This window comes from Pseudomonas sp. LBUM1646 (assembly GCF_059716165.1).
Genome location: NZ_CP166810.1, coordinates 2,903,187 through 2,923,244, shown reverse-complemented (window position 1 = coordinate 2,923,244; position 20,058 = coordinate 2,903,187). Strand labels below are relative to the sequence as shown.

Here is a 20,058-nt window from a genome sequence, read left to right as displayed (position 1 = left end):
TTGAACTGGCGGATGAAGATCGTTCCCACGCTCTGCGTGGGAATGCAGCCCGGGACGCTCTGCGTCCCTTCCCGGAGCTGGAATGCAGAGCGTCCCTTGAGGCATTCCCACGCGGAGCGTGGGGACGATCATTGTGCCGTAGCCTGCCGATACTGGCGCGGCGTAAATCCGGTCAAGGCTTTGAACTGGCGAGTGAACGCGCTGTGGTCGGTGTAGCCGCATTGCAGGGCGACTTCGGTGATGGGAATGTCGGTGTGCAGCAGGCGATGGGCGTGTTCCAGGCGCACTTTTTGGATCATTTGCCGTGGCGTCAGGTGGAATACGCGCTTGCAGTACCGTTCCAGTTGCGCCACTGAAATACCGGCGATGCGCGTCAGTTCGCCCAAGGTGACCCGGCGATTGAAATGCGCACGAATGTGTTCGTCGACCGCCGCCAGACGTTGGTAGGCCGGATGAGTGTCGCTGGCCGATTGCAGATCGACCGAGATCCCGGCCAAGCCGATAATTTCACCGCTGCGGCTATATAGCGGTCGTTTGTGCGTCAGGCACCAACCGGGTTCCCGGCTGCCGTACAAGTGCAATTCCAGTTGATCTTCCAGGACCAGGCCTTGCTCCAGCACACGGCGATCCTGTTCGGTGTAGCCCGGCCCCAATTGCGCCGGAAACACCTCGGCGCTGGTTTTGCCCAGCAGCTGTTTCATGCCACAGCGCTGGACCAGAGCGAGATTGGCCATGACGTAGCGCGCCTGGACGTCCTTGATAAAGATCGCGGCATTGGGAATCACATCGAGCATCGGCAACAGCGGTGCCACGCCGGCCAATAATGCTTCGATCGTTTCCGGACGAGTGCCCTCATTCCCCTCGCACAACATCGCCAACGCACTCTGCGCCATCACACTCACCCTCTCACTTTTGAGGCATTTTTCGATCACCTTGCCCCGTCGCGAGTGCGGTGTCGAGCACTCCTGCATTGTGCTGATTTCGTCATCCATACCCACGCAAAACATCAATCGCCAGCGCGCCGTCGAGTTCACTCTATGGCCATTGCATGCACCCCTGCCTATCCAATAACTCACAAGAAGGCGCGACGCTATGTCAGGCAAAGGCAAGTTCAAAAGGCAACTTTCGTTGATGGACCTTACGTTCATCGGGCTGGGCGCCATCTTCGGCTCCGGCTGGTTATTCGCCGCCAGCCACGTTTCAGCAATCGCAGGTCCAGCGGGGATTTTCTCCTGGCTGCTGGGCGGTTTTGCCGTCCTGCTGCTGGGCATTGTTTACTGTGAATTGGGCGCGGCGCTGCCCCGTGCGGGTGGCGTGGTTCGCTACCCGGTTTACTCCCATGGACCGTTGCTCGGCTACTTGATGGGCTTCATCACATTGATCGCCTTCACCAGCCTGGTGGCGATCGAAGTGGTGGCTTCCCGGCAATATGCCGCGGCGTGGTTTCCCGAGCTGACCAAGGCCGGCTCCAGCGATCCGACGATCCTTGGCTGGCTGATGCAGTTCGCCCTGCTGTGCCTGTTCTTCATGCTCAACTACCGCAGCGTGAAGACCTTCGCCATGGCCAATAACCTGGTCAGCGTGTTCAAGTTCATCGTCCCGCTGCTGGTGATCGGTGTGCTGTTCACCTTCTTCAAACCGGCCAACTTTCAGGCCCAGGGCTTCGCCCCATTCGGCCTGTCGGGTGTGGAGATGGCGGTGTCCGCTGGCGGTGTGATCTTCGCTTACCTGGGGCTGACGCCAATCATTTCGGTGGCCAGCGAAGTGAAGAATCCGCAACGGACCATTCCGATTGCACTGATCCTTTCCGTGCTGCTTTCTACCTTGATTTATGTGTTGTTGCAGGTCGCCTTCCTCGGCGGCGTGCCCACCGAAATGCTGGTCAACGGCTGGGCCGGCGTGGCCAAGGAACTGGCGCTGCCTTATCGCGATATCGCCCTGGCACTTGGCGTGGGTTGGTTGGCTTATCTGGTGGTCGCCGACGCGGTGATCTCCCCCAGCGGTTGCGGCAACATCTACATGAACGCCACGCCGCGAGTGATCTACGGCTGGGCGCAAACCGGCACGTTCTTCAAGGTCTTCACCCGTATCGATGAAAAGTCCGGCATCCCGCGCCCGGCGCTGTGGTTGACCTTTGCCCTGTCGGTGTTCTGGACCCTGCCCTTTCCTTCGTGGGAAGCGTTGATCAACGTGGTCTCCGCCGCACTGGTGTTGAGCTACGCCGTCGCGCCGGTGTCCGTCGCCGCCCTGCGCCGCAATGCACCGGATATGCCGCGCCCGTTCCGGGTCAAGTGGATGGGCCTGCTCGGTCCGCTGTCGTTCATCATCGCGGCGCTGATCGTCTACTGGTCGGGTTGGGACACCGTGTCCTGGCTGCTCGGCCTGCAAATCCTGATGTTCGTCGTGTATCTGTTGTGCGGTCGCTTCGTGCCGACCAACCACCTGAGCCTGGCCCAGCAAGTGCGCTCATCCGCCTGGCTGATTGGCTTCTACGCCGTAACCATCGTTCTGTCCAAGCTCGGCAGTTTTGGTGGCCTGGGCGTGCTCAGCCATCCCTTCGATACCCTGGTGGTGGCGGTCTGCGCGATGGGGATTTATTGCTGGGGCGCAGCAACCGGCGTGCCGGCGCATCTGGTGCGACTGGAATCCGAGGACGATGAAAGCGAAGCCGATTCGACCCTCGCCACCCCGACCCGCCAGCGCCCCGCGCCTGCACACTTCTAAAGGACAGATTTATGAAACGGGTTCATGTGATTGACTCCCATACCGGCGGCGAACCGACGCGCCTGGTGATGAAAGGCTTTCCCCAATTGGCCGGCCAGACCATGGCCGAGCAGCGCGATTCCCTGCGCGACCAGCATGACCACTGGCGTCGTGCCTGCCTGTTGGAGCCCCGTGGCAACGATGTGCTGGTCGGCGCTCTGTATTGCGAACCGGTCTCCCCGGATGCCACCTGCGGTGTGATTTTCTTCAACAACGCCGGCTACCTCGGCATGTGCGGTCACGGCACCATCGGCCTGGTCAATTCGCTGCATTACCTGGGGTACATCGGCCCCGGCGTGCACAAGATCGACACGCCCGTCGGCCCGGTCAGCGCCACGCTGCACGAAGACGGCACGGTGACGTTGCGCAACGTGCCCGCCTACCGCCACCGGCAACAGGTGCCAGTCGAAGTGCCAGGGCACGGCACGGTTTACGGCGATATCGCCTGGGGCGGCAACTGGTTTTTCCTGGTGTCCGATCACGGCCATACGTTGCAAATGGACAACGTCGAAACCCTCACCGATTACACCTGGGCGATGCTCAAGGCTCTGGAAGACCAGGGCATCCATGGCGAAGACGGCGCGCTCATCGACCATGTCGAACTGTTTGCCGGTGACGATCACGCCGACAGCCGCAACTTCGTCATGTGCCCGGGCAAAGCCTACGACCGCTCGCCCTGCGGCACTGGCACCAGCGCCAAACTGGCCTGCCTGGCGGCCGATGGAAAACTGGCCGCCGGCGAGCCCTGGGTACAAGCGAGCATCACCGGCAGCCAGTTCATCGGCAGTTACGAATGGGAAGGCGAACGCGTCCGCCCGTTCATTACCGGCCAGGCCTTCATGACCGCCGACGCCACGCTGCTGATCGACGAACAGGATTCCTTCGCGTGGGGCATTTGAGCCGCCCCGCGCCACTTAACCTTCAATTAAACGCTTCGAGGAGTGACAACAATGAGCGATAACATTTTCACTGGCTGCATCCCAGCGCTGATGACCCCGTGCACCGCCGAACGCAAGCCGGACTTTGACAAGTTAGTGGCCAAAGGTCGCGAACTGATCGATATCGGCATGAGTGCGGTCGTGTATTGCGGCTCCATGGGTGACTGGCCTCTGCTGACAGAAGCCGAACGCCAGGAAGGCGTGGCGCGTCTGGTCGCCGCGGGCATTCCGACCATCGTCGGCACCGGCGCGGTGAACAGCCGCGAGGCAATTTCCCACGCGGCCCATGCGGCCAAGGTCGGCGCCCATGGCTTGATGGTCATTCCTCGCGTTCTCTCTCGCGGTGCCTCTCCCGCCGCGCAGAAAGCCCACTTCGCCGCCATCCTGAACGCCGCGCCGAACCTGCCGTCGGTGATCTACAACAGCCCTTATTACGGCTTCGCCACCCGCGCCGACCTGTTCTTCGAACTGCGCCGCGAGCACCCGAACCTGATTGGCTTCAAGGAGTTCGGCGGTGCTGCCGACCTGCGTTACGCCGCCGAGAACATCACGTCCAAGGACGATAACGTCACCCTGATGGTCGGGGTCGACACCCAAGTGGTGCATGGTTTCGTCAACTGCAACGCCACCGGCGCCATTACCGGCATCGGCAACGCGCTGCCCCGCGAAGTGCTGCAACTGGTGGCCCTGAGCAAGCAAGCGGCCAAAGGTGACGCCAAGGCCCGACGCCTGGCCCGGGAGCTGGAATCTGCGCTGGCGGTGCTGTCGTCGTTCGATGAGGGCTGCGACCTGGTGCTCTATTACAAGCACTTGATGGTGCTCAATGGCGACAAGGAATACACCCTGCACTTCAACGACACCGATGTGCTCAGCGATGCCCAGCGGCATTACGCCGAGAACCAGTACACGTTGTTCCGCCAGTGGTACAAAAACTGGTCGGCCGAGCAGAACGTCGCCTGATCTCACCCTGTATTCGTGCCCGCTGCGAACAGCCCTGTTTCGCAGCGGGCTCACTCTATTTTTCCAGGAAAGCGCCATGACTCTGACAGGCCAAATGCTGATTGGTCAGCACGCCGTTACCGGTAGCCGCGAAGCGATCCGGGCGATTGATCCAGCCACCGATAAAACCCTCGACCCGGCCTATCCCGGAGGCACCGAGGCGCATGTCGATCAGGCCTGCGCGTTGGCGTCAGCGGCTTTTGACAGCTATCGCGAAACACCATTGGCCGCACGCGCTCATTTCCTCGAAGCGATTGCCGATGAGATCGAAGCGTTGGGTGATGAGCTGATCGAACGTGCGGTCGCTGAAACAGGTCTGCCGCGCCCGCGCATTCAGGGGGAACGTGGCCGGACCTGCCAGCAACTGCGCACCTTTGCCCGCACCGTGCGCGCCGGGGAATGGCTGGATGTACGGGTCGATAACGCGCTGCCGCAACGTCAGCCCCTGCCACGTCCGGACTTGCGTCAGCGCCAGGTGCCGCTAGGGCCGGCGGCGGTGTTCGGCGCGAGTAATTTTCCGCTGGCCTTTTCAGTCGCTGGTGGTGACACGGCTTCGGCATTCGCCGCCGGTTGCCCAGTGATCGTCAAGGCCCATGGCGCGCATCCCGGCACCAGCGAACTGGTGGGCCGCGCAGTGGCTCGGGCCGTGAAAACATGCGGCCTGCACGAAGGTGTGTTTTCGCTGTTGTTCGGGTCTGGCCGCGAAGTGGGTATCGCGTTGGTCAGCGATCCGCGAATCAAAGCCGTCGGTTTCACCGGTTCGCGCAGTGGCGGCATGGCGTTGTGCAAGGCAGCTCAGGCGCGTCCCGAGCCGATTCCGGTGTATGCGGAAATGAGTTCGATCAATCCGGTTTTGCTGTTCCCGGCAGCCCTGCAAGCACGCGGTGAAGCGCTGGCGCAGGGTTTCGTTGCTTCACTCACTCAGGGTGCTGGCCAGTTCTGCACCAATCCTGGATTGGTGATTGCCCATCAAGGCCCCGCGTTGGATCGATTCATCAACGCGGCTGCGGACCTCGTTCAACGCAGCCCGGCCCAGACCATGCTCACGCCCGGCATCTTCAATGCTTATGAGGCAGGCGTGGGTTTGATGCGTGCAGAAACGGCCGCCATTGGCCTGAAAGGTGAAACGCCGAACCAATGCCAAGCGTATTTGTTCGTGACCCAGGCGCAGGATTTTCTCAGCGACCCCGCGTTGCAGGCTGAGATGTTCGGTGCCGCATCGCTGGTCGTGCAATGTGCCGACGACAATGAAATCCGTCAGGTCATCGAACACCTTGAAGGTCAACTGACCGCCACTCTGCACCTGGATGATGCCGATCTGGAAAGCGCCAGGGCATTACTGCCGGTGCTGGAACGCAAGGCCGGCCGCCTGCTGATCAATGGCTGGCCGACCGGGGTCGAGGTGTGTGACGCCATGGTCCATGGCGGTCCTTTCCCGGCGACTTCCGACCCGCGCTCGACCTCGGTCGGCACTGCCGCCATCCTGCGGTTCCTGCGCCCGGTCTGCTACCAGGACTTCCCGGACAGCTTGTTGCCTGCGGCGCTCAAGCACGGTAATCCGCTGCAACTGCGCCGCCTGCTCGATGGCCAGAGAGAAGCCCAGGCCAATGTCTAATCACTTCACTTCGAATGACCCGCACGACATCGCCGTGGTCGGCGCCGGCATCATCGGCGTCGCCTGCGCCCTGCGCCTCGCCCGCCAAGGCCTGCGGGTGGTGGTGATCGACCAGCAGGAACCCGGCCATGGCGCCTCGTTCGGCAATGCCGGGCACCTGGCCACCGAGCAGGTGTTTCCGATTGCCGACCTGTCGATCCTCAAGCGCCTGCCCGCCATGCTCATGGACCCGATGGGCCCGCTGCGCCTGGACTGGAAATACCTGCCGCGCGCCCTGCCCTGGTTTATGCGCCTGTTGCTGAACCTGCGCCCGGCGCCGTTCCAACGTACCGTGGCCGGCATCCGCGCGCTCAACGAAAGCAGTCTCGGCGCGTGGCAGCGATTGCTGGCGGACATCGCCCGCCCCGATTTGCTCAAGGAAGATGGCTCGTTGCTGGTGTTCGAGCGTGCCGACTCGCGTCAGGCGATTGAAGCGCTGCAGGCACGGATGCGCCAGCAACAGGTGCCGGTCGATTTCTGGCAGGCCGAGGCGGTACGCGAGGTTGCCCCGCAACTCAGCGAACAGATTCAGGGCGGGTTGTTTTTTCCAAGCACCGGGCACTTTCTGGATCCTTACCGGGTTGTCTGCGAACTGGTCGAGGCGGCCAAAACCTGCGGCGTGCAGTTCTTGAAACAGCAGGTTCAGGGTGGACAACTGCATGAAAACGGCGTCTCGCTGATCACCGACCAGGGCAGCCTCAACGCCCGCCAGGTGCTGATCGCCTGCGGTGCTCACTCCGCGAAGCTCACCGCCGCGCTGACCGGCAAAAAAGTCCCGCTGGATACCGAACGCGGTTATCACCTGATGTTGCCCCATGAGCAGGATCGGTTGCCGTTCGCCGTCACCTCGCTGGAGCGCAAATTCATCATGACGCCGATGGCCGATGGGCTGAGGCTGGCCGGCACCGTCGAGTTCGCCGGCCTCGACCGCCCGCCGAGCATGGAGCGTGCCTGGCAGTTGCACCGGTTGAGCAAAGGCCTGTTCCGCCGGGATCTGAACGCTGCCGATGCCACGCCGTGGATGGGGTTTCGCCCGTCCTTGCCGGATTCGCTGCCGATCATCGACCGGGTGTGCGATGGCAAGGTATTGCTCGCCTTTGGCCACCAGCATTTGGGCTTGACCCAGGCGGCCGTGACCGCTGAGCTGATCGCCCACATGGCTGCGCTCACCCCTTCACATGGTTTGCCAGCAATCGAACCGTACCGGCTCGATCGCTTCTGATAAAAAACCGGTCAGACGTCTTTGAGAATCTCGAATGTCACCTGGTCAGGATAGAACGCCACGTAGCCGCGAATCTGCTCGACCGACACCTTGGGATTCTCATAGCTCCACACCGCATTGGCGCCTTCATGCCCAGGGATCTGCAAACTGAAATAGCTGGCATCGCCCTTATAGGGGCAGTAGCTGGTGTGGTCGGTGCGGGCGTAATATTTTTCGTCGATGTCTTCGCGCGGGACGTAATACACCGGGGGATAGTTGGCCTCAAGCAGCACCAGCGCCCGGGCGGACGCGGCCACCTGAATACCGTGAAACTTCACCAAGAGGCAGCCGGGTTGCTCGGCGATGGTGATGACAGGACTGGGACCGGAGCTTTTCATGGAATACGTTCCTCATGACAGTGATGAACCTATGCGATGGGCAATACAGCAGCCCCAAAAACCTTAGACCACGACTGTCAGGTATAACCCATGTTTCGGCATCGCGATTGCTTCGCAGCCGAACGGAACCACAAAATCAAAAGATCGCAGGCTGCGCCAGCCCCTACACAGGATGGCGTTCATCCGCACAATCGCGGCGAACATCAAACCAGTAGGAGCTGCCGAAGGCTACGATCTCTTGATCTTGCTTTACATCAAGCGACGATATCGGTCGCCACTGCTTGCCCCACCGTCCCCACCGCAAAATCCACCGCGCCATGGCCAGTCAGATCGACCATCAAACTGGTCTGATTGGTCTCGGCAAACCAGGTCAGGATTGCATCGCCGGCATGCCCGGTGAAGCCGCTGACGAAGTTCAGCGTCGCATTGCCCGAGGCAAATTCGGCGATGCCCGACAAGTCGATCTTGTCCTGGCCGCTGGTGAAATCCATGATCCAGTCCGGCGCGGTCATGGTCGAATCGCTGGCAGCGCCGAACACAAACGTGTCCGCCCCAGCCCCGCCCCACAACGAATCACCGCCACCGGCACCGTAAATGATGTCGTTGCCGGCCCCGCCTTCCAGACTGTTCGCCGCTGCGTTGCCGATCAGCAGATCATTGCCCGAACCGCCGATCGCGTTCTCCAGGGTCACGCCGTGAGCGATGGAGACGTTGCCGACCAGACCGCCCACATCGGAGAACGAGCCTTCGTTGAGGTTGATCTTCTGGTTCTGGCTGAAACCGGAGAAGTCCAGGGTGTCGTTACCCCCGCCGTCCCATACCGAAAACACCACTTTCGACGCGGCGGACGTGGCGCTGTAGAAGTCGCGCTCGGCGTTGGCGTTGAAGCCGTAGACCGTGTCGCTGGCGCGGGTGTCCAGGTTGGCGCCGTAGAGTTTCTGCACCGCGACGATGTCGTCCAGCAACGGGGCCGAGGCGTAGGCGCCGCTGCCGTCCTTGCTGAAGTTCTGGTGCGTGTTGCTTTCACTCCAGTAGCTCATGAGGCTGTAGCCACGGGTGTCCTGGGCGTAGGTCACGTCGTTATAGGTCGGGTTGCCGTTGCCAGCGTTGTACACGCCGGGGTGCGACAGGCCCAGGGTGTGGCCGATTTCGTGGGTCAGGGTCTGGCGCCCGTAGTTGTTGGTGTCCGGGGTTTTGTTGACCTGATATTGGTCGTTGATCATGTACCAGGACTGGCCGTCGTACTGGCTGCCCTGGGGCAAATAGGCGAACGCCGCGCCGCCAGTGTTGTTGCTGTAGTTGCCGAACGTCATGTGACCGTCACCACCCTTGCCTTCGCTGAAGGTCACGTTGGCCACGTCCGACCAGGATTGCATCGCCAGCACCGCCTGGGCTTTTTGCTGGGCGCTGAATTCGCCGAACGTGCCGAGGGCCGCGTCGTAGTTCGCCGGTTTCGAGGTCAGGAAGGTGTAACTGAGGTCGATCTTGCCGTCGGCATTCTGATCGTGCCAGGACGCGCCTTTGCGCAGGATCTGGTCGGCGGCCTGATCGGCGGTGAACGATGGCTTGCCATTTATCAGTGCACTGCCGCCACGGTCGTACAAGTGGCTGAACGTATCGACGGTCGAGTAGGCGTCACTGGTCCGGGCTTTTGCTTGAGACATGATTTACGTCCTTGTTCAAAGTAGTCAGTTTCGACAGACCACGGCGATCCCTTGGCGAGATCGTCCTGTCACTCGCCCCATTGCAGGCGCGGTGAAACTGACACAGCTTGAAACGTGGCGCTAATCAATTTCTCGATAGCGCTTTGGTTCAACCATCCGTGGAACGAGTCAGCGCCTCCCACGCGTCAATCTCCTGCGCCATATTCGCCAATCGCTCGCGCACCAATTGCAGCGCATCGCTGCCCAGCAACAAATGCGCTGGCGGTGCGTCGCTGGCGATCAAGGCCAGCATGGCTTGGGCGGCTTTGACCGGGTCGCCTAGTTGCTTGCCGCTCTTAGCTTGGCGCGCGGTGCGGATCGGGTCGAAGGTCGCGTCATAGTCGGCAATGCTGCGCTCGGAGCGGCGCATCGAGCGCCCGGCCCAGTCGGTGCGAAACGATCCCGGCGCCACCGCCGTGACCGCGATGCCGAACGGTTTGAGTTCCTTGCTCAAGGTGTCGGATATCCCTTCCAAGGCAAACTTGCTGCCGCAGTAATAGGCGATGCCCGGCATCGTGATAAAGCCGCCCATGGAGGTGATGTTGATGATGTGCCCCGCCCGGCGCTGACGGAAGAACGGCACGAACGCCTTGGTCACGGCCACGGCGCCGAACACATTGACGTCGAACTGCTGGCGCATCTCTTCCAGCGCCGATTCCTCGAAAATCCCTTCATGGCCGTAACCGGCGTTGTTGACCAAGACATCCACCGGGCCGAGGTTGTTTTCGACCTCAGCGACAACAGCGTCAATGGCTGCGAAGTCAGTGACATCCAGGCAGCGGCCGAAGGCGTTTTTCGATGGGTGCTGTTCAAACTCGATGCGCGCCGTTTCGTTGCGCACGGTGCCGATCACCCGGTGCCCTGCGGCCAGTGCTTCGTTGGCCAGCGCCTGGCCAAAGCCGCTGCTGACGCCGGTGATGAAGAGGGTTTTTGTCGTCGTCATGGTCGTGCTCCGCTGTGGTTTGTTGGCCATGATAGGGCTGCAACGGCGACGGCTGAACGCCGATTACTGTCGGCCTTTTGCCTAATCCTATGAGTCGATTGATTTGCGGCTCGCAGCAGTTCACATTCGAGCCTTGTCATATCGGGCGGAAACGTCTTTTGAGCGGATCAGGCGTAGATCAAAACGATTGCCAGACGCAGACGATTGCACTGTTGGCCAAACTCGCCCCGGATGAGGGTTACAACCTCACGGCGCTGGCGGATGTGCGTTTGCTGCGTTCCAACCGTGCTTTGGAGCGCACGCCGGTGCTCTACGATCCGGGCATCGTCATCGTCTGTCAGGGCCGCAAGCGCGGGTACTGGGGCGACGCGACTTACCTGTACGATGCCCAACACTATCTGGCGGTTGCCGTGCCGGTGCCGTTCACCATGGAAACCGACGCCAGCGCCGAAGAGCCGCTGCTGGCGCTCTATTTTCATCTGGACTTCAACCTCGCCGCCGACCTGATGCTGCAGCTCGACGACCAGCCCACCGCAGAACCCAAAGGCATGTACGCCTCACCGATGGAGCCGCGCTTGAGCCAATCGGTCCTGCGTCTGCTGGAAGCCCTCGACTCGCCACTGGACGGTCGCCTGCTAGGGCCTTCACTGGTGCGGGAAATCTATTATCGAATCCTCACCGGCGCCCAGGGCGGATCGATGCGCGCCGCCCTCGCCGCTCGTGGGCAGTTCGGCCGCATCTCCCGGGCCCTGCGTAAAATCCATGGCAGCCTCGGCGAGCGGCTCGACGTCGAACACCTGGCTGCGGAAGCGAACATGAGCGTGCCGACCTTCCACGCGCACTTCAAAGCCATCACCCACACTTCGCCGATGCAGTACTTGAAATCGACACGCCTGCACCAGGCGCGGCTACTGATGGTACGCAACAGCTACAGCGTGGCGCGGGCGGCGGCCGACGTCGGGTATGAAAGCGGCTCGCAGTTCAGTCGCGAATTCAAAAGGCTGTTTGGCCGTTCGCCCACCGAGGAAGTGGCGCGGATGAAAGGTGCGTTTGCCTTGCCGCCGCCGGTGGAGAATTCGGTGTTTGTGTCTTCGCATTGAGCAGTTAAAGTGCCGGCCATCACCACGGCATGACCCAAACTTTGGAGAGCAGAATGGACATTTCAAACATCCCCTTCGGCACCACCGACTGGTCGCAGATCGAACCCACCGAACACCCGGGAGAAACAGGCAGTGCGTTGTGGCGCACCCAACAGTTAGGGGCGATTCGAGTGCGTATCGTCGAGTACACACCGGGCTACCTGGCCGATCATTGGTGCTCCAAGGGTCATGTGCTGTTTTGTCTTGAGGGGGAACTGCACACCGAGTTGGAGGATGGTCGCCAATTCGTGCTCAAACCCGGCATGAGCTATCAAGTGGCGGACAATGCCGAGGCGCATCGGTCCTCAACCGCCATTGGCGCCAGGTTGTTTGTGGTGGACTGATAAACAGGAATTTGAAACATGCAACGACTGGAAGACGATTACCCCGGCGATGCCGATTGGCAACAGACGGTCGCGTTGTATGCAGAGGATTATCTCGACGAAAATGCCCGTGAGCTTGCGACACTGTTGAACGACCACCTCGATATGGCCGTCATCATTTATGGCAAGCGGGGCCTTGAAGAAGGCCGATGGTGGATCACGCAGCAGGTGCCAGCACTGGACGACCTTCGACCACTCGACTGCCTGAAGTCCAGGAAATTGATCACACGCCTGCGAAGCGCACTGATGCGCATGCCCTAGATGCCACGCGTCATCATCGGCAACCTTTTATCTGTATATCCATACAGATAAAGGTTGCCCCAATCGAAATCCCTGCGCATTCTGTTCATCTTCTTCAAACCGACTTGAACGATGGTGGTTATGCAGCTGTACCTCTGTGAAAAACCTTCCCAGGCCAAAGACATCGCGGCAGTGCTTGGCGCCAAGCGCCGGGGCGACGGTTGCTGGCTGGGAACGAACGTCACGGTGACCTGGTGCATCGGCCATCTTCTGGAAACCGCACCGCCGGACGCCTATGACGCGCGCTACAAGCGCTGGGTGCTGGCGGATCTGCCGATCATCCCCGACAAATGGAAGATGACCGTCAAACCGCGCACCGCCAGCCAGTACAAAGCGGTCAAACGCTTGCTCGGTGAGGCTACTGAACTGGTGATCGCCACGGACGCCGACCGTGAAGGCGAGATGATCGCCCGGGAATTGGTAGAGCATTGTCGTTATCGCGGGCCGATCCAGCGGTTGTGGTTGTCGGCGCTGGACGATGCCTCGATCCGCAAGGCCTTGGCAGCGCTGAAGCCGGGAGCCGAGACGTTCAGCCTCTATCATTCGGCGCTGGGCCGCTCTCGGGCCGATTGGCTGATCGGGATGAACATGAGTCGGCTGTTCACCCTGCTGGGCCGGCAGTCCGGTTACCAAGGGGTGTTGCCGGTGGGCCGGGTGCAAACGCCTACCCTGCGGTTGGTGGTGGATCGGGATCGCAGCATTGCCGATTTCGTCCCGGTCGCCTATTGGGCCATTGACGTGCAACTGCTGCACGATGGCACCGCGTTCACCGCCCAGTGGCGCGCGGCGTCCGATGTTTGCGACGATCAGGATCGTTGCTTGAATCAGTCCTTGGCGCAGCAAGCGGCGGCGGCGATGAGTGGCGCGGCGAGCGCCCGGGTGATCAAGCTGCGCACCGAACGCATGCGGGAAATCGCGCCGCTGCCGTTCGACCTGGGCACCTTGCAGGAAGTCTGCTCGAAGAAGCTCGGCCTCGGTGCCCAGGAAACCCTCGATATCGCCCAGGCGCTCTACGAAACCCACAAAGTCATCACTTACCCGCGCAGCGACTGCGGCTTCCTGCCTGTCAGCCAGCACAGCGAAGCCCCCGGCATTCTCGCGGCGCTACGCCAGGCCGATCCGAGCCTGAACGCCTTGAACGAGCATCTGCAGCCTCAACGCCGTTCCCGGGCCTGGAACGATGCCAAGGTCAGCGCTCACCACGGCATCATCCCCACGGCGGCGGCGAAGAACCTCGAACGGCTGGTGGGCAAGCAGCGGGCGGTCTACACCCTGATCCGCGCGCGGTATCTGGCGCAGTTCCTGCCCAATCATGAATATGACCGTACCCAGGCCGACTTTGACTGTGCCGGCGAAGCCTTGCGCGCCGTGGGCAAGCAGATCGTCGAGCCCGGCTGGAAGCGCGCCCTGCCCGAAGCCCTCGCCCCGGCCAAGGGCCGTGAGGCGCCAGCGCCGCAAACCCTGCCGGCCCTGGCCGAAGGACGGGATTGCGCAGTAGCTGACGTCAAACTCAAGGACCTCTGGACCCAACCGCCCAAGCCGTTCACCGAGGGGGACCTGATCAAGGCGATGAAGAACGTCGCCAAACTGGTGGAAGACCCGCTGCTCAAGCAGAAGCTCAAGGACACCACCGGGATCGGCACCGAAGCGACCCGCGCCTCGATCATCCAGGGCCTGCTCGACCGCGGTTACCTGGTGAAGAACGGCAAGGCCCTGGCCGCGACCCCGGCCGCGTTCAGCCTGATCGACGCGGTGCCACGAGCCATCGCCGATCCGGGGACTACCGCGATCTGGGAGCAGGCCCTGGACATGGTGCAAAGCGGTGAAATGAGCCTGGAAGAATTCGTCACCAAGCAGGCGGCGTGGATGAGCAAGCAGGTCGCCCGTTGTGCCGGCCTGAGCATGACCATCAGCGGCCCGGCGAGCCCGGCCGGTCGCGGCGCCACGCCGTGGAAGAAAAAACGCAAGACCGCCCCCCGCAAACCAGCGACCGGCACCAAACGCGCCGCCAAACCGGCGAGCAAAGCGTAGTTTGTGGGCAGCCAGGCAATAACTGGGCGTTTTTGATTGGAGCAAGCTCTGATTCAACACTGCCTTTAGAACTCAGCCAAAAAAGGGGAGCCTTAACTAGCCGCCATTGAAGATGAACACACCCTCCCCCGACCAGCTCTCTTCGCTTCGTAGAGTTGCTTGTCTGCAGCTTCTATCAAGGCCTGGTATACAAGATCACCAGTGGGCGTCAATGTTGCGACCCCCAGAGAAATAGTCACCACACGATCGACATCAGAAGCAGAATGTTCAATGCCCAGTGCTCGAACACGCTCCTGCATCCTTTGTGCAATCTCGATTGCTCCAGCAAGGTCTGTCTTGGGCAGGATGCAGGCAAACTCTTCGCCGCCATACCGAGCCACCAGGTCGTAGGGGCGTCCAACCGTTTCAGATAAGGCTCGGGCAACGGATCTCAGGCAGCCATCGCCTGCCTGATGCCCATAACGGTCGTTGTAGCGCTTAAAAAAATCGACATCCGCCAAGATCAACGACAGCGGCTTTTGCTCTCGAAAGCACAGGCGCCAATCAGCCGAGATATCCTCATCGAATTTGCGTCGATTGGCCACCCCGGTAAGGCCGTCCATCATCGCCATACTCCGTAGCAGATCGCTCTGTAACTTCAGGGTGAGATGTGTTCGTACCCGTGCTTTAACAATCACTGGATTGATCGGTTTACTGATGAAGTCCACGGCACCAAGCTCCAGGCCCAGCAGCTCCTCTGACTCCTGTTGCTGTGCGGTAATGAAGATGATGGGAATGCCTTGGGTCGCCGGGTCAACCTTGAGTCGACGGCATACTTCATACCCGTCCATGCCCTCCATCACCACATCCAGCAGGATCAAATCGGGCTGTTGGGCCTGGCATACGGTGATCGCCTGTTCACCGCTGGTGGCCATAAATACATCAAAGTCCTCACGAAACAGCTCATGCAGTACCCGGATATTCGTCGGTTGGTCGTCGACAATGAGCAATTTTGGACGGTTGTGGGAATGCGGTAACCCGGTTTCCATCGACGGTTTCATCAGGCAGATCTCAGCAGGTCACGACCAATCGGCATCGCAGCCGAAAAGTCTAGCGACTGGACCCTGGCCACCAGCTCGTCGAACCGGGGTCGCAGGTATTGCGGAGTTTTTGACACCAATGCGTCAGTCAACTCTATGGCTTGAAGATTACCTGCCTCCAGCAATAGCAAAATCTCTTCAAGGGATTGCTTCCATTGCGTCGGTTCCATGGTTTCGTTGCCAACACTGATCTTTGCTCGTGGGCTCTGACCAAAGTCGGCATTCATCTGCTCAAGACTGAGTTGCAGTAACCTGCTCAACTCGTCAAACCAGGTGACATCAGCAAAGATGCTCGCTGCAGACTCTGGATCTTTCAGGGTCTGCTCAAGGCTGCCGGCCAACTGTGACAGCGCCTTGGCACCCATGGTGCCGCTGCTGCCTTTAATGGAATGAAGTACAAAAGCGGCCCCCGATGCGTCTTGGTGCTGGATCTGATCGTGCAACCGGACAAGCTGCTTTTCCAGCTCCGGGCCGAAGTTTCTCAGCACGACACGGATCAATTCGAGGTCACCACCAAAGCGATCAATGATTGATGCACGGGAATCGATGACGCCTTCGCCCATCATGGTTTGCCCCCGGCCTGAAGCTGCCTGGATGCCCTCGCCGCCCACTTGCAAGAGCAGCGTTGCGACAAGTTGTTCCAGGTCGATGGGCTTGCCAACATGCTCATTCATCCCCGCGGCAAGACACGCCTCACGGTCGCTATTGGAGGCATTGGCGGTCATCGCCACGATCGGAAGCTTTGCAAAACGCGGGTTTGATCGAATGCGACGGGTCGCCTCCAAGCCATCAATGTCCGGCATCTGGATGTCCATCAATACGACGTCAAATCGTTCACTCATCACCTTGCTGACACCCTCCAGTCCGCCTTCCGCCAGTGTCACCTGAGCGCCTTCCCTTGTCAGTAACTCATCGGCTACCTGGCGATTGAGCATGTTGTCTTCCACCACCAAAAGCCGCAGCCCGGCCAGACGCTGCGGGCGGACAACCGTTGACCGGGAATGGGGGGAATGCAGCAGGTCTTCGCCGTTGAGTGCGCGCTGAACAGCGTCGGCCAGCTGTTTGGGAGTGACAGGTTTAGTGAGAAAACCCACAAAGGGGGCGTCTCCCGCCTGGTGGGCATCGGCCAATACTTCGCGGCCGTAAGCAGTGATCATAATGACCAGCGGAGGTGGCACACCGTTACCTTGCTGATGGATCAATTGCGCGGCGCTCAGCCCATCCATATCGGACATCCGCCAGTCCATCAGCACCACGTCGTAGGCTTCACCTAGCGCCTGGGCTTTCTTCACCCATTCCACCGCTTGAGTGCCACCACTCACGCGGTCAGCCTTCCATCCCAATGCATGAACGGTTCGCAACAGCAATTCACCCGCCATGGCGTTGTCGTCGACGACCAGAATCCGTATGGACACATCGACTTCAGGGCGGGTGGATTTCGGCAGTGACGTTGGGGCTACATCCAGTGTGATATCGAACCAGAAACGACTCCCCACGCCTTGCTGACTCTGCACCTGAAGTTCACCGCCCATCAAGGCGACCAACCGCTTGCAGATCACCAGGCCCAGGCCTGTACCACCAAAGCGCCGGGAAGTTGAAGCCTCGGCCTGAGTGAAGCCTTCAAAAATGCGCTGAAGTTGTTCCGGGCTGATACCGATGCCGGTATCAGAAACGGCGACGCGCAAGCTCACAGCACTTTTCGTGCGCAGCCGTTGTTCAACGCTGACCACAACCTGGCCTTCCAGGGTGAATTTCAGGGCATTGCCCGCCAGGTTGATCAGTACCTGTTGCAGTCGCAGACTATCGCCGATCAGGTCGCTGGGTAAATTGGCGTCCAGGTCAAACATGACCTCAACGTCTTTCTGGCCCTGGTTGCCTGCCAGCACTACAGCGAGGTCACGCATGAGCGGTTCGAGCTCGAACGGGTGCACATCGAGCTGCAGCTTGCCCGCCTCAATCTTGGAGTAATCGAGGATGTCATTGAGCAAACCCAGCAGTGATTTCGCAGCGGTCTGCGCTTTGCTTACATAATCGAGTTGACGACCATCCAGGTCGGTGTTCTGCACCAACTGCAACATACCCAACACGGCGTTCATCGGTGTGCGTATTTCATGACTCATGTTGGCCAGGAATGCGGACTTGGCCGCACTCCCTGCATCGGCCTGCTCCTTGGCGTAAAGCAGATGTGACTCTAGCTCGCGTTGAGCAGTGATGTCCCGATTGATACCCGTCACACGCAAAGCTGCACCGTTTGGACCGCGTTCGACCTGCGCGCCTGCATGAATGAAGCGGATCTGGCCGTCCGGGCGAACGACACGGAAAATGGTGTCATACACATCAGTCCCCTCGACGGCACCCTTCAGCTTTGCAGCCGCAGCCACGACATCCTCGGGGTGAACACGCGAGTACCAGTGCTCATAACCCAGGCCGGTATTGCGCAACGACAGTGGCTGCCCGTAGAACTCGAACATGCGGTCATTCCACTTCAAGGCATTGTCAGTCAAGGTCCAGGACCAGACGCCCAGTTCGGCCACTTCAGCCGCCATCAGCAACTGATCGTGCACCGCCATCAGTTCGCTACGTTGTTCCAGTGTCGTCTTCAGGCTCGCAGCCAATTCCTTTTCTGCCGCTTTACGTTCGGTGATGTCTACGGCGATACCCAGGTAACCGCTCAACACCCCATCGGCGTCGCGCATGGAGGTGACCACCAGCGTGACAGGAACCCGCAAGCCATCCTTGCGTATGTAAGTCCATTCTCGGGTTTCCGCTCCTTCAAGCTCAGGCTTATGGGTAAGTACCCGAAAACCGTCGATTGTCTGAGCGTACTCCTCGCTCAGCTCTACACCACGGGCAGCGACGTCTTCGGGTACATGGAAGAGCGTCGGGGTGTCTTTACCGACTAACTCATCGGCGTCATAACCCAACAAATGCTCGGCACCTTTGTTGAACACACGGATAACGCCATCGAGATCCGTCGCAATGATCGAAACCTCGGTAGCCGAGCGCAGCACCGTGCCCAACAACAGATTGAGATGCCGCAACTCGGACGTTCGCTGCGCAACCTGCTCCTCAAGGTTGGAATTGAGTTCGAGAATCCGGGCCTCAGCTGCTTTTTTCGCCGAGATATCCCTTAATGTCTTGGAGGCTCCAACGACGCGACCACCCTCGCCATAAATGGGTGAAATGCTGGCGGAGACATCGATCAGTCGCTGGTCTTTGTGATGGCGTTGGGTATCAAAGCTATCGATACGCTCTCCCGCCCTGATGCGCGCAAGGATATGAGCTTCCTCTGTGACAAGTGCTGCCGGAACAATCAAATTGGCGAGCGTCTGTCCCACCGCTTCCTCGGCGGTGTACCCAAAAAGGTGCTCGGCACCTTTGTTCCAGTTGGTGACGACGCCATCGAGTGTCTTCCCGATAATGCCGTCTGCCGAGCTTTCAACGATGGAAGCCAGCCTTGCCTGCTCGGCAAATATCTGCCGCCGACGTTGACGGCTGACACTCACGACACTTGCCAAGGTCGCCATTAGAAGCGTGAGAAAACCACCGAAAAACAGCACAACTTTTGGTGAGACCTGATGTAGTCGCTGGATGAACAGCGCGTTGGCGTCGAGTTCGATTTGCCAACGCCTCCCGTATACCTCGCGCTCCAACTGATGGGTCATCAGCGGTTGACGGCGAGCCGAGGCGTCGAGGCTTTCATAAAACAGTTTTTCCTGCCCTGGGACGGTGATATCCCTTAATCGTAGATGTACCGCTTCATTTTCTATGCGCAGGCCTCTGAGTACCTCCTCTGTGCGCAACACGACATAGCTCCAGCCAAAAGCGGCGGCATCGCGTTCAGCAGCAGTCGCCGGAGTCACTGCGCCGCGAAAGATGGGCAACAACACCAGGAAAGACTGCTGCGGTTTCCCCTGGGCCTGTATCAGCGTAATGGGCCCGGTGATTCGTGCCGCACCGCTTTGTATCGAGGACTGTGCCGCCTCTCGCCGCGATGTTTCTGAAGCGATGTCCAAGCCAATTGCAGGCTGGTTACCCTCAACCGGTTCGACATACTGGACAACGTAACGCTCGCCTGAATGAGGCGAGAATTGGCGAATGGAGAAATCAGTTTTTCCGTCGGCCCGAGCGTGCTTGAGAAAGTCGCTTTCATCCTGCTCCAGGACACGCCTGATAAAGCCCAAGGCACTTGCGCCGGGGAACTCGACAGCGAGGTCGCGCGTTTGGTTATATTGATCAAAAATCTCACGACTGACGCCATGCTCACCCGCAGTCAGCACCGCTCCACGAGCGCCTCGCAATCCGTATTGGTAAAGATTAAGGCGAGTTAAAACCAAATCTGCGGCTTCGTCGGTAGCCGCTACGATCGCTTCTTGAGCCTGCTGTTGGTTGATGCGGTCAAGAAGCCAGCCGCCCAGAATACTTGCCCCCAACCCCACCGCCAGAGTGATGACCACTCCCCAGCTCAATGCAAAAAACTTATGCTTTCTCACCCGCATTGTCCCGTTTCAGAAGACCTTCAAGCCT

Annotated in this window: 15 protein-coding genes; 9 read left to right on the top strand and 6 right to left on the bottom strand. The window is 60.0% G+C overall.

The window, feature by feature from the left end; genetic code table 11:
* Positions 1-128: 128 nt before the first annotated feature.
* Positions 129-893, bottom strand: a complete 765-nt coding sequence (locus ACA071_RS13515; RefSeq protein WP_497644804.1) for a PAS domain-containing protein — start codon at positions 891-893, stop codon at positions 129-131.
* A gap of 199 nt (positions 894-1,092) precedes the next feature.
* Here ACA071_RS13515 and ACA071_RS13510 point away from each other — a divergent pair, with 199 nt between their 5' ends.
* The 5 genes from ACA071_RS13510 (at position 1,093) to ACA071_RS13490 (ending at position 7,576) form a co-directional block, all read left to right on the top strand.
* Positions 1,093-2,724, top strand: a complete 1,632-nt coding sequence (locus tag ACA071_RS13510; RefSeq protein WP_497644803.1) for an APC family permease — start codon at positions 1,093-1,095, stop codon at positions 2,722-2,724.
* Between the two features lie 11 nt (positions 2,725-2,735).
* The gene (locus tag ACA071_RS13505; RefSeq protein WP_497644802.1) at positions 2,736-3,662 is read left to right on the top strand and encodes a 4-hydroxyproline epimerase; all 927 of its coding nucleotides are present in this window, start codon (positions 2,736-2,738) and stop codon (positions 3,660-3,662) included.
* 51 nt (positions 3,663-3,713) lie between these two features.
* Positions 3,714-4,661 carry a dihydrodipicolinate synthase family protein gene (locus ACA071_RS13500; RefSeq protein WP_497644801.1) on the top strand — a complete coding sequence of 316 codons (948 nt, stop codon included), beginning with the start codon at positions 3,714-3,716 and terminating at the stop codon, positions 4,659-4,661.
* 76 nt (positions 4,662-4,737) lie between these two features.
* On the top strand, positions 4,738-6,315 hold the full coding sequence (locus ACA071_RS13495) for an aldehyde dehydrogenase (NADP(+)) (RefSeq protein WP_497644800.1): 1,578 nt from the start codon (positions 4,738-4,740) through the stop codon (positions 6,313-6,315).
* Entirely contained in the window at positions 6,308-7,576 is a 1,269-nt protein-coding gene (locus tag ACA071_RS13490; RefSeq protein WP_497644799.1) for an NAD(P)/FAD-dependent oxidoreductase, read from the top strand. The genes ACA071_RS13495 and ACA071_RS13490 overlap by 8 nt, the downstream gene beginning before the upstream one ends.
* Positions 7,577-7,587: 11 nt before the next feature.
* Here the strand turns inward: ACA071_RS13490 and ACA071_RS13485 are convergent, their stop codons facing one another.
* From ACA071_RS13485 to ACA071_RS13475, 3 genes are all read right to left on the bottom strand, one after another.
* Positions 7,588-7,953: a DUF427 domain-containing protein gene (locus tag ACA071_RS13485; protein WP_497644798.1), complete on the bottom strand. Its 366-nt coding sequence runs from the start codon at positions 7,951-7,953 to the stop codon at positions 7,588-7,590.
* 254 nt (positions 7,954-8,207) lie between these two features.
* A complete protein-coding gene (locus tag ACA071_RS13480; RefSeq protein ID WP_497644797.1) occupies positions 8,208-9,617 on the bottom strand; it encodes a serralysin family metalloprotease in 1,410 nt (469 codons plus the stop codon).
* A 148-nt stretch (positions 9,618-9,765) separates the two neighbouring features.
* Positions 9,766-10,599 (bottom strand): oxidoreductase, encoded by an 834-nt coding sequence (locus ACA071_RS13475; protein WP_497644796.1) that lies wholly within the window; start codon positions 10,597-10,599, stop codon positions 9,766-9,768.
* Between the two features lie 203 nt (positions 10,600-10,802).
* Here ACA071_RS13475 and ACA071_RS13470 point away from each other — a divergent pair, with 203 nt between their 5' ends.
* The 4 genes from ACA071_RS13470 (at position 10,803) to ACA071_RS13455 (ending at position 14,452) form a co-directional block, all read left to right on the top strand.
* On the top strand, positions 10,803-11,699 hold the full coding sequence (locus tag ACA071_RS13470) for an AraC family transcriptional regulator (protein WP_497645304.1): 897 nt from the start codon (positions 10,803-10,805) through the stop codon (positions 11,697-11,699).
* 53 nt (positions 11,700-11,752) lie between these two features.
* On the top strand, positions 11,753-12,082 hold the full coding sequence (locus ACA071_RS13465) for a DHCW motif cupin fold protein (protein WP_497644795.1): 330 nt from the start codon (positions 11,753-11,755) through the stop codon (positions 12,080-12,082).
* Between the two features lie 18 nt (positions 12,083-12,100).
* Positions 12,101-12,382, top strand: a complete 282-nt coding sequence (locus ACA071_RS13460) for a hypothetical protein (protein ID WP_497644794.1) — start codon at positions 12,101-12,103, stop codon at positions 12,380-12,382.
* Between the two features lie 120 nt (positions 12,383-12,502).
* A complete protein-coding gene (locus tag ACA071_RS13455; protein WP_497644793.1) occupies positions 12,503-14,452 on the top strand; it encodes a DNA topoisomerase III in 1,950 nt (649 codons plus the stop codon).
* 92 nt (positions 14,453-14,544) lie between these two features.
* On the opposite strand, the gene ACA071_RS13450 is transcribed toward ACA071_RS13455, so the two are convergent.
* A complete protein-coding gene (locus tag ACA071_RS13450; protein WP_497644792.1) occupies positions 14,545-15,492 on the bottom strand; it encodes a diguanylate cyclase in 948 nt (315 codons plus the stop codon).
* Positions 15,492-20,030, bottom strand: coding sequence for a PAS domain-containing hybrid sensor histidine kinase/response regulator (locus tag ACA071_RS13445; RefSeq protein WP_497644791.1), 4,539 nt, complete (start codon positions 20,028-20,030; stop codon positions 15,492-15,494). The genes ACA071_RS13450 and ACA071_RS13445 overlap by 1 nt, the downstream gene beginning before the upstream one ends.
* Positions 20,031-20,058: the final 28 nt, after the last annotated feature.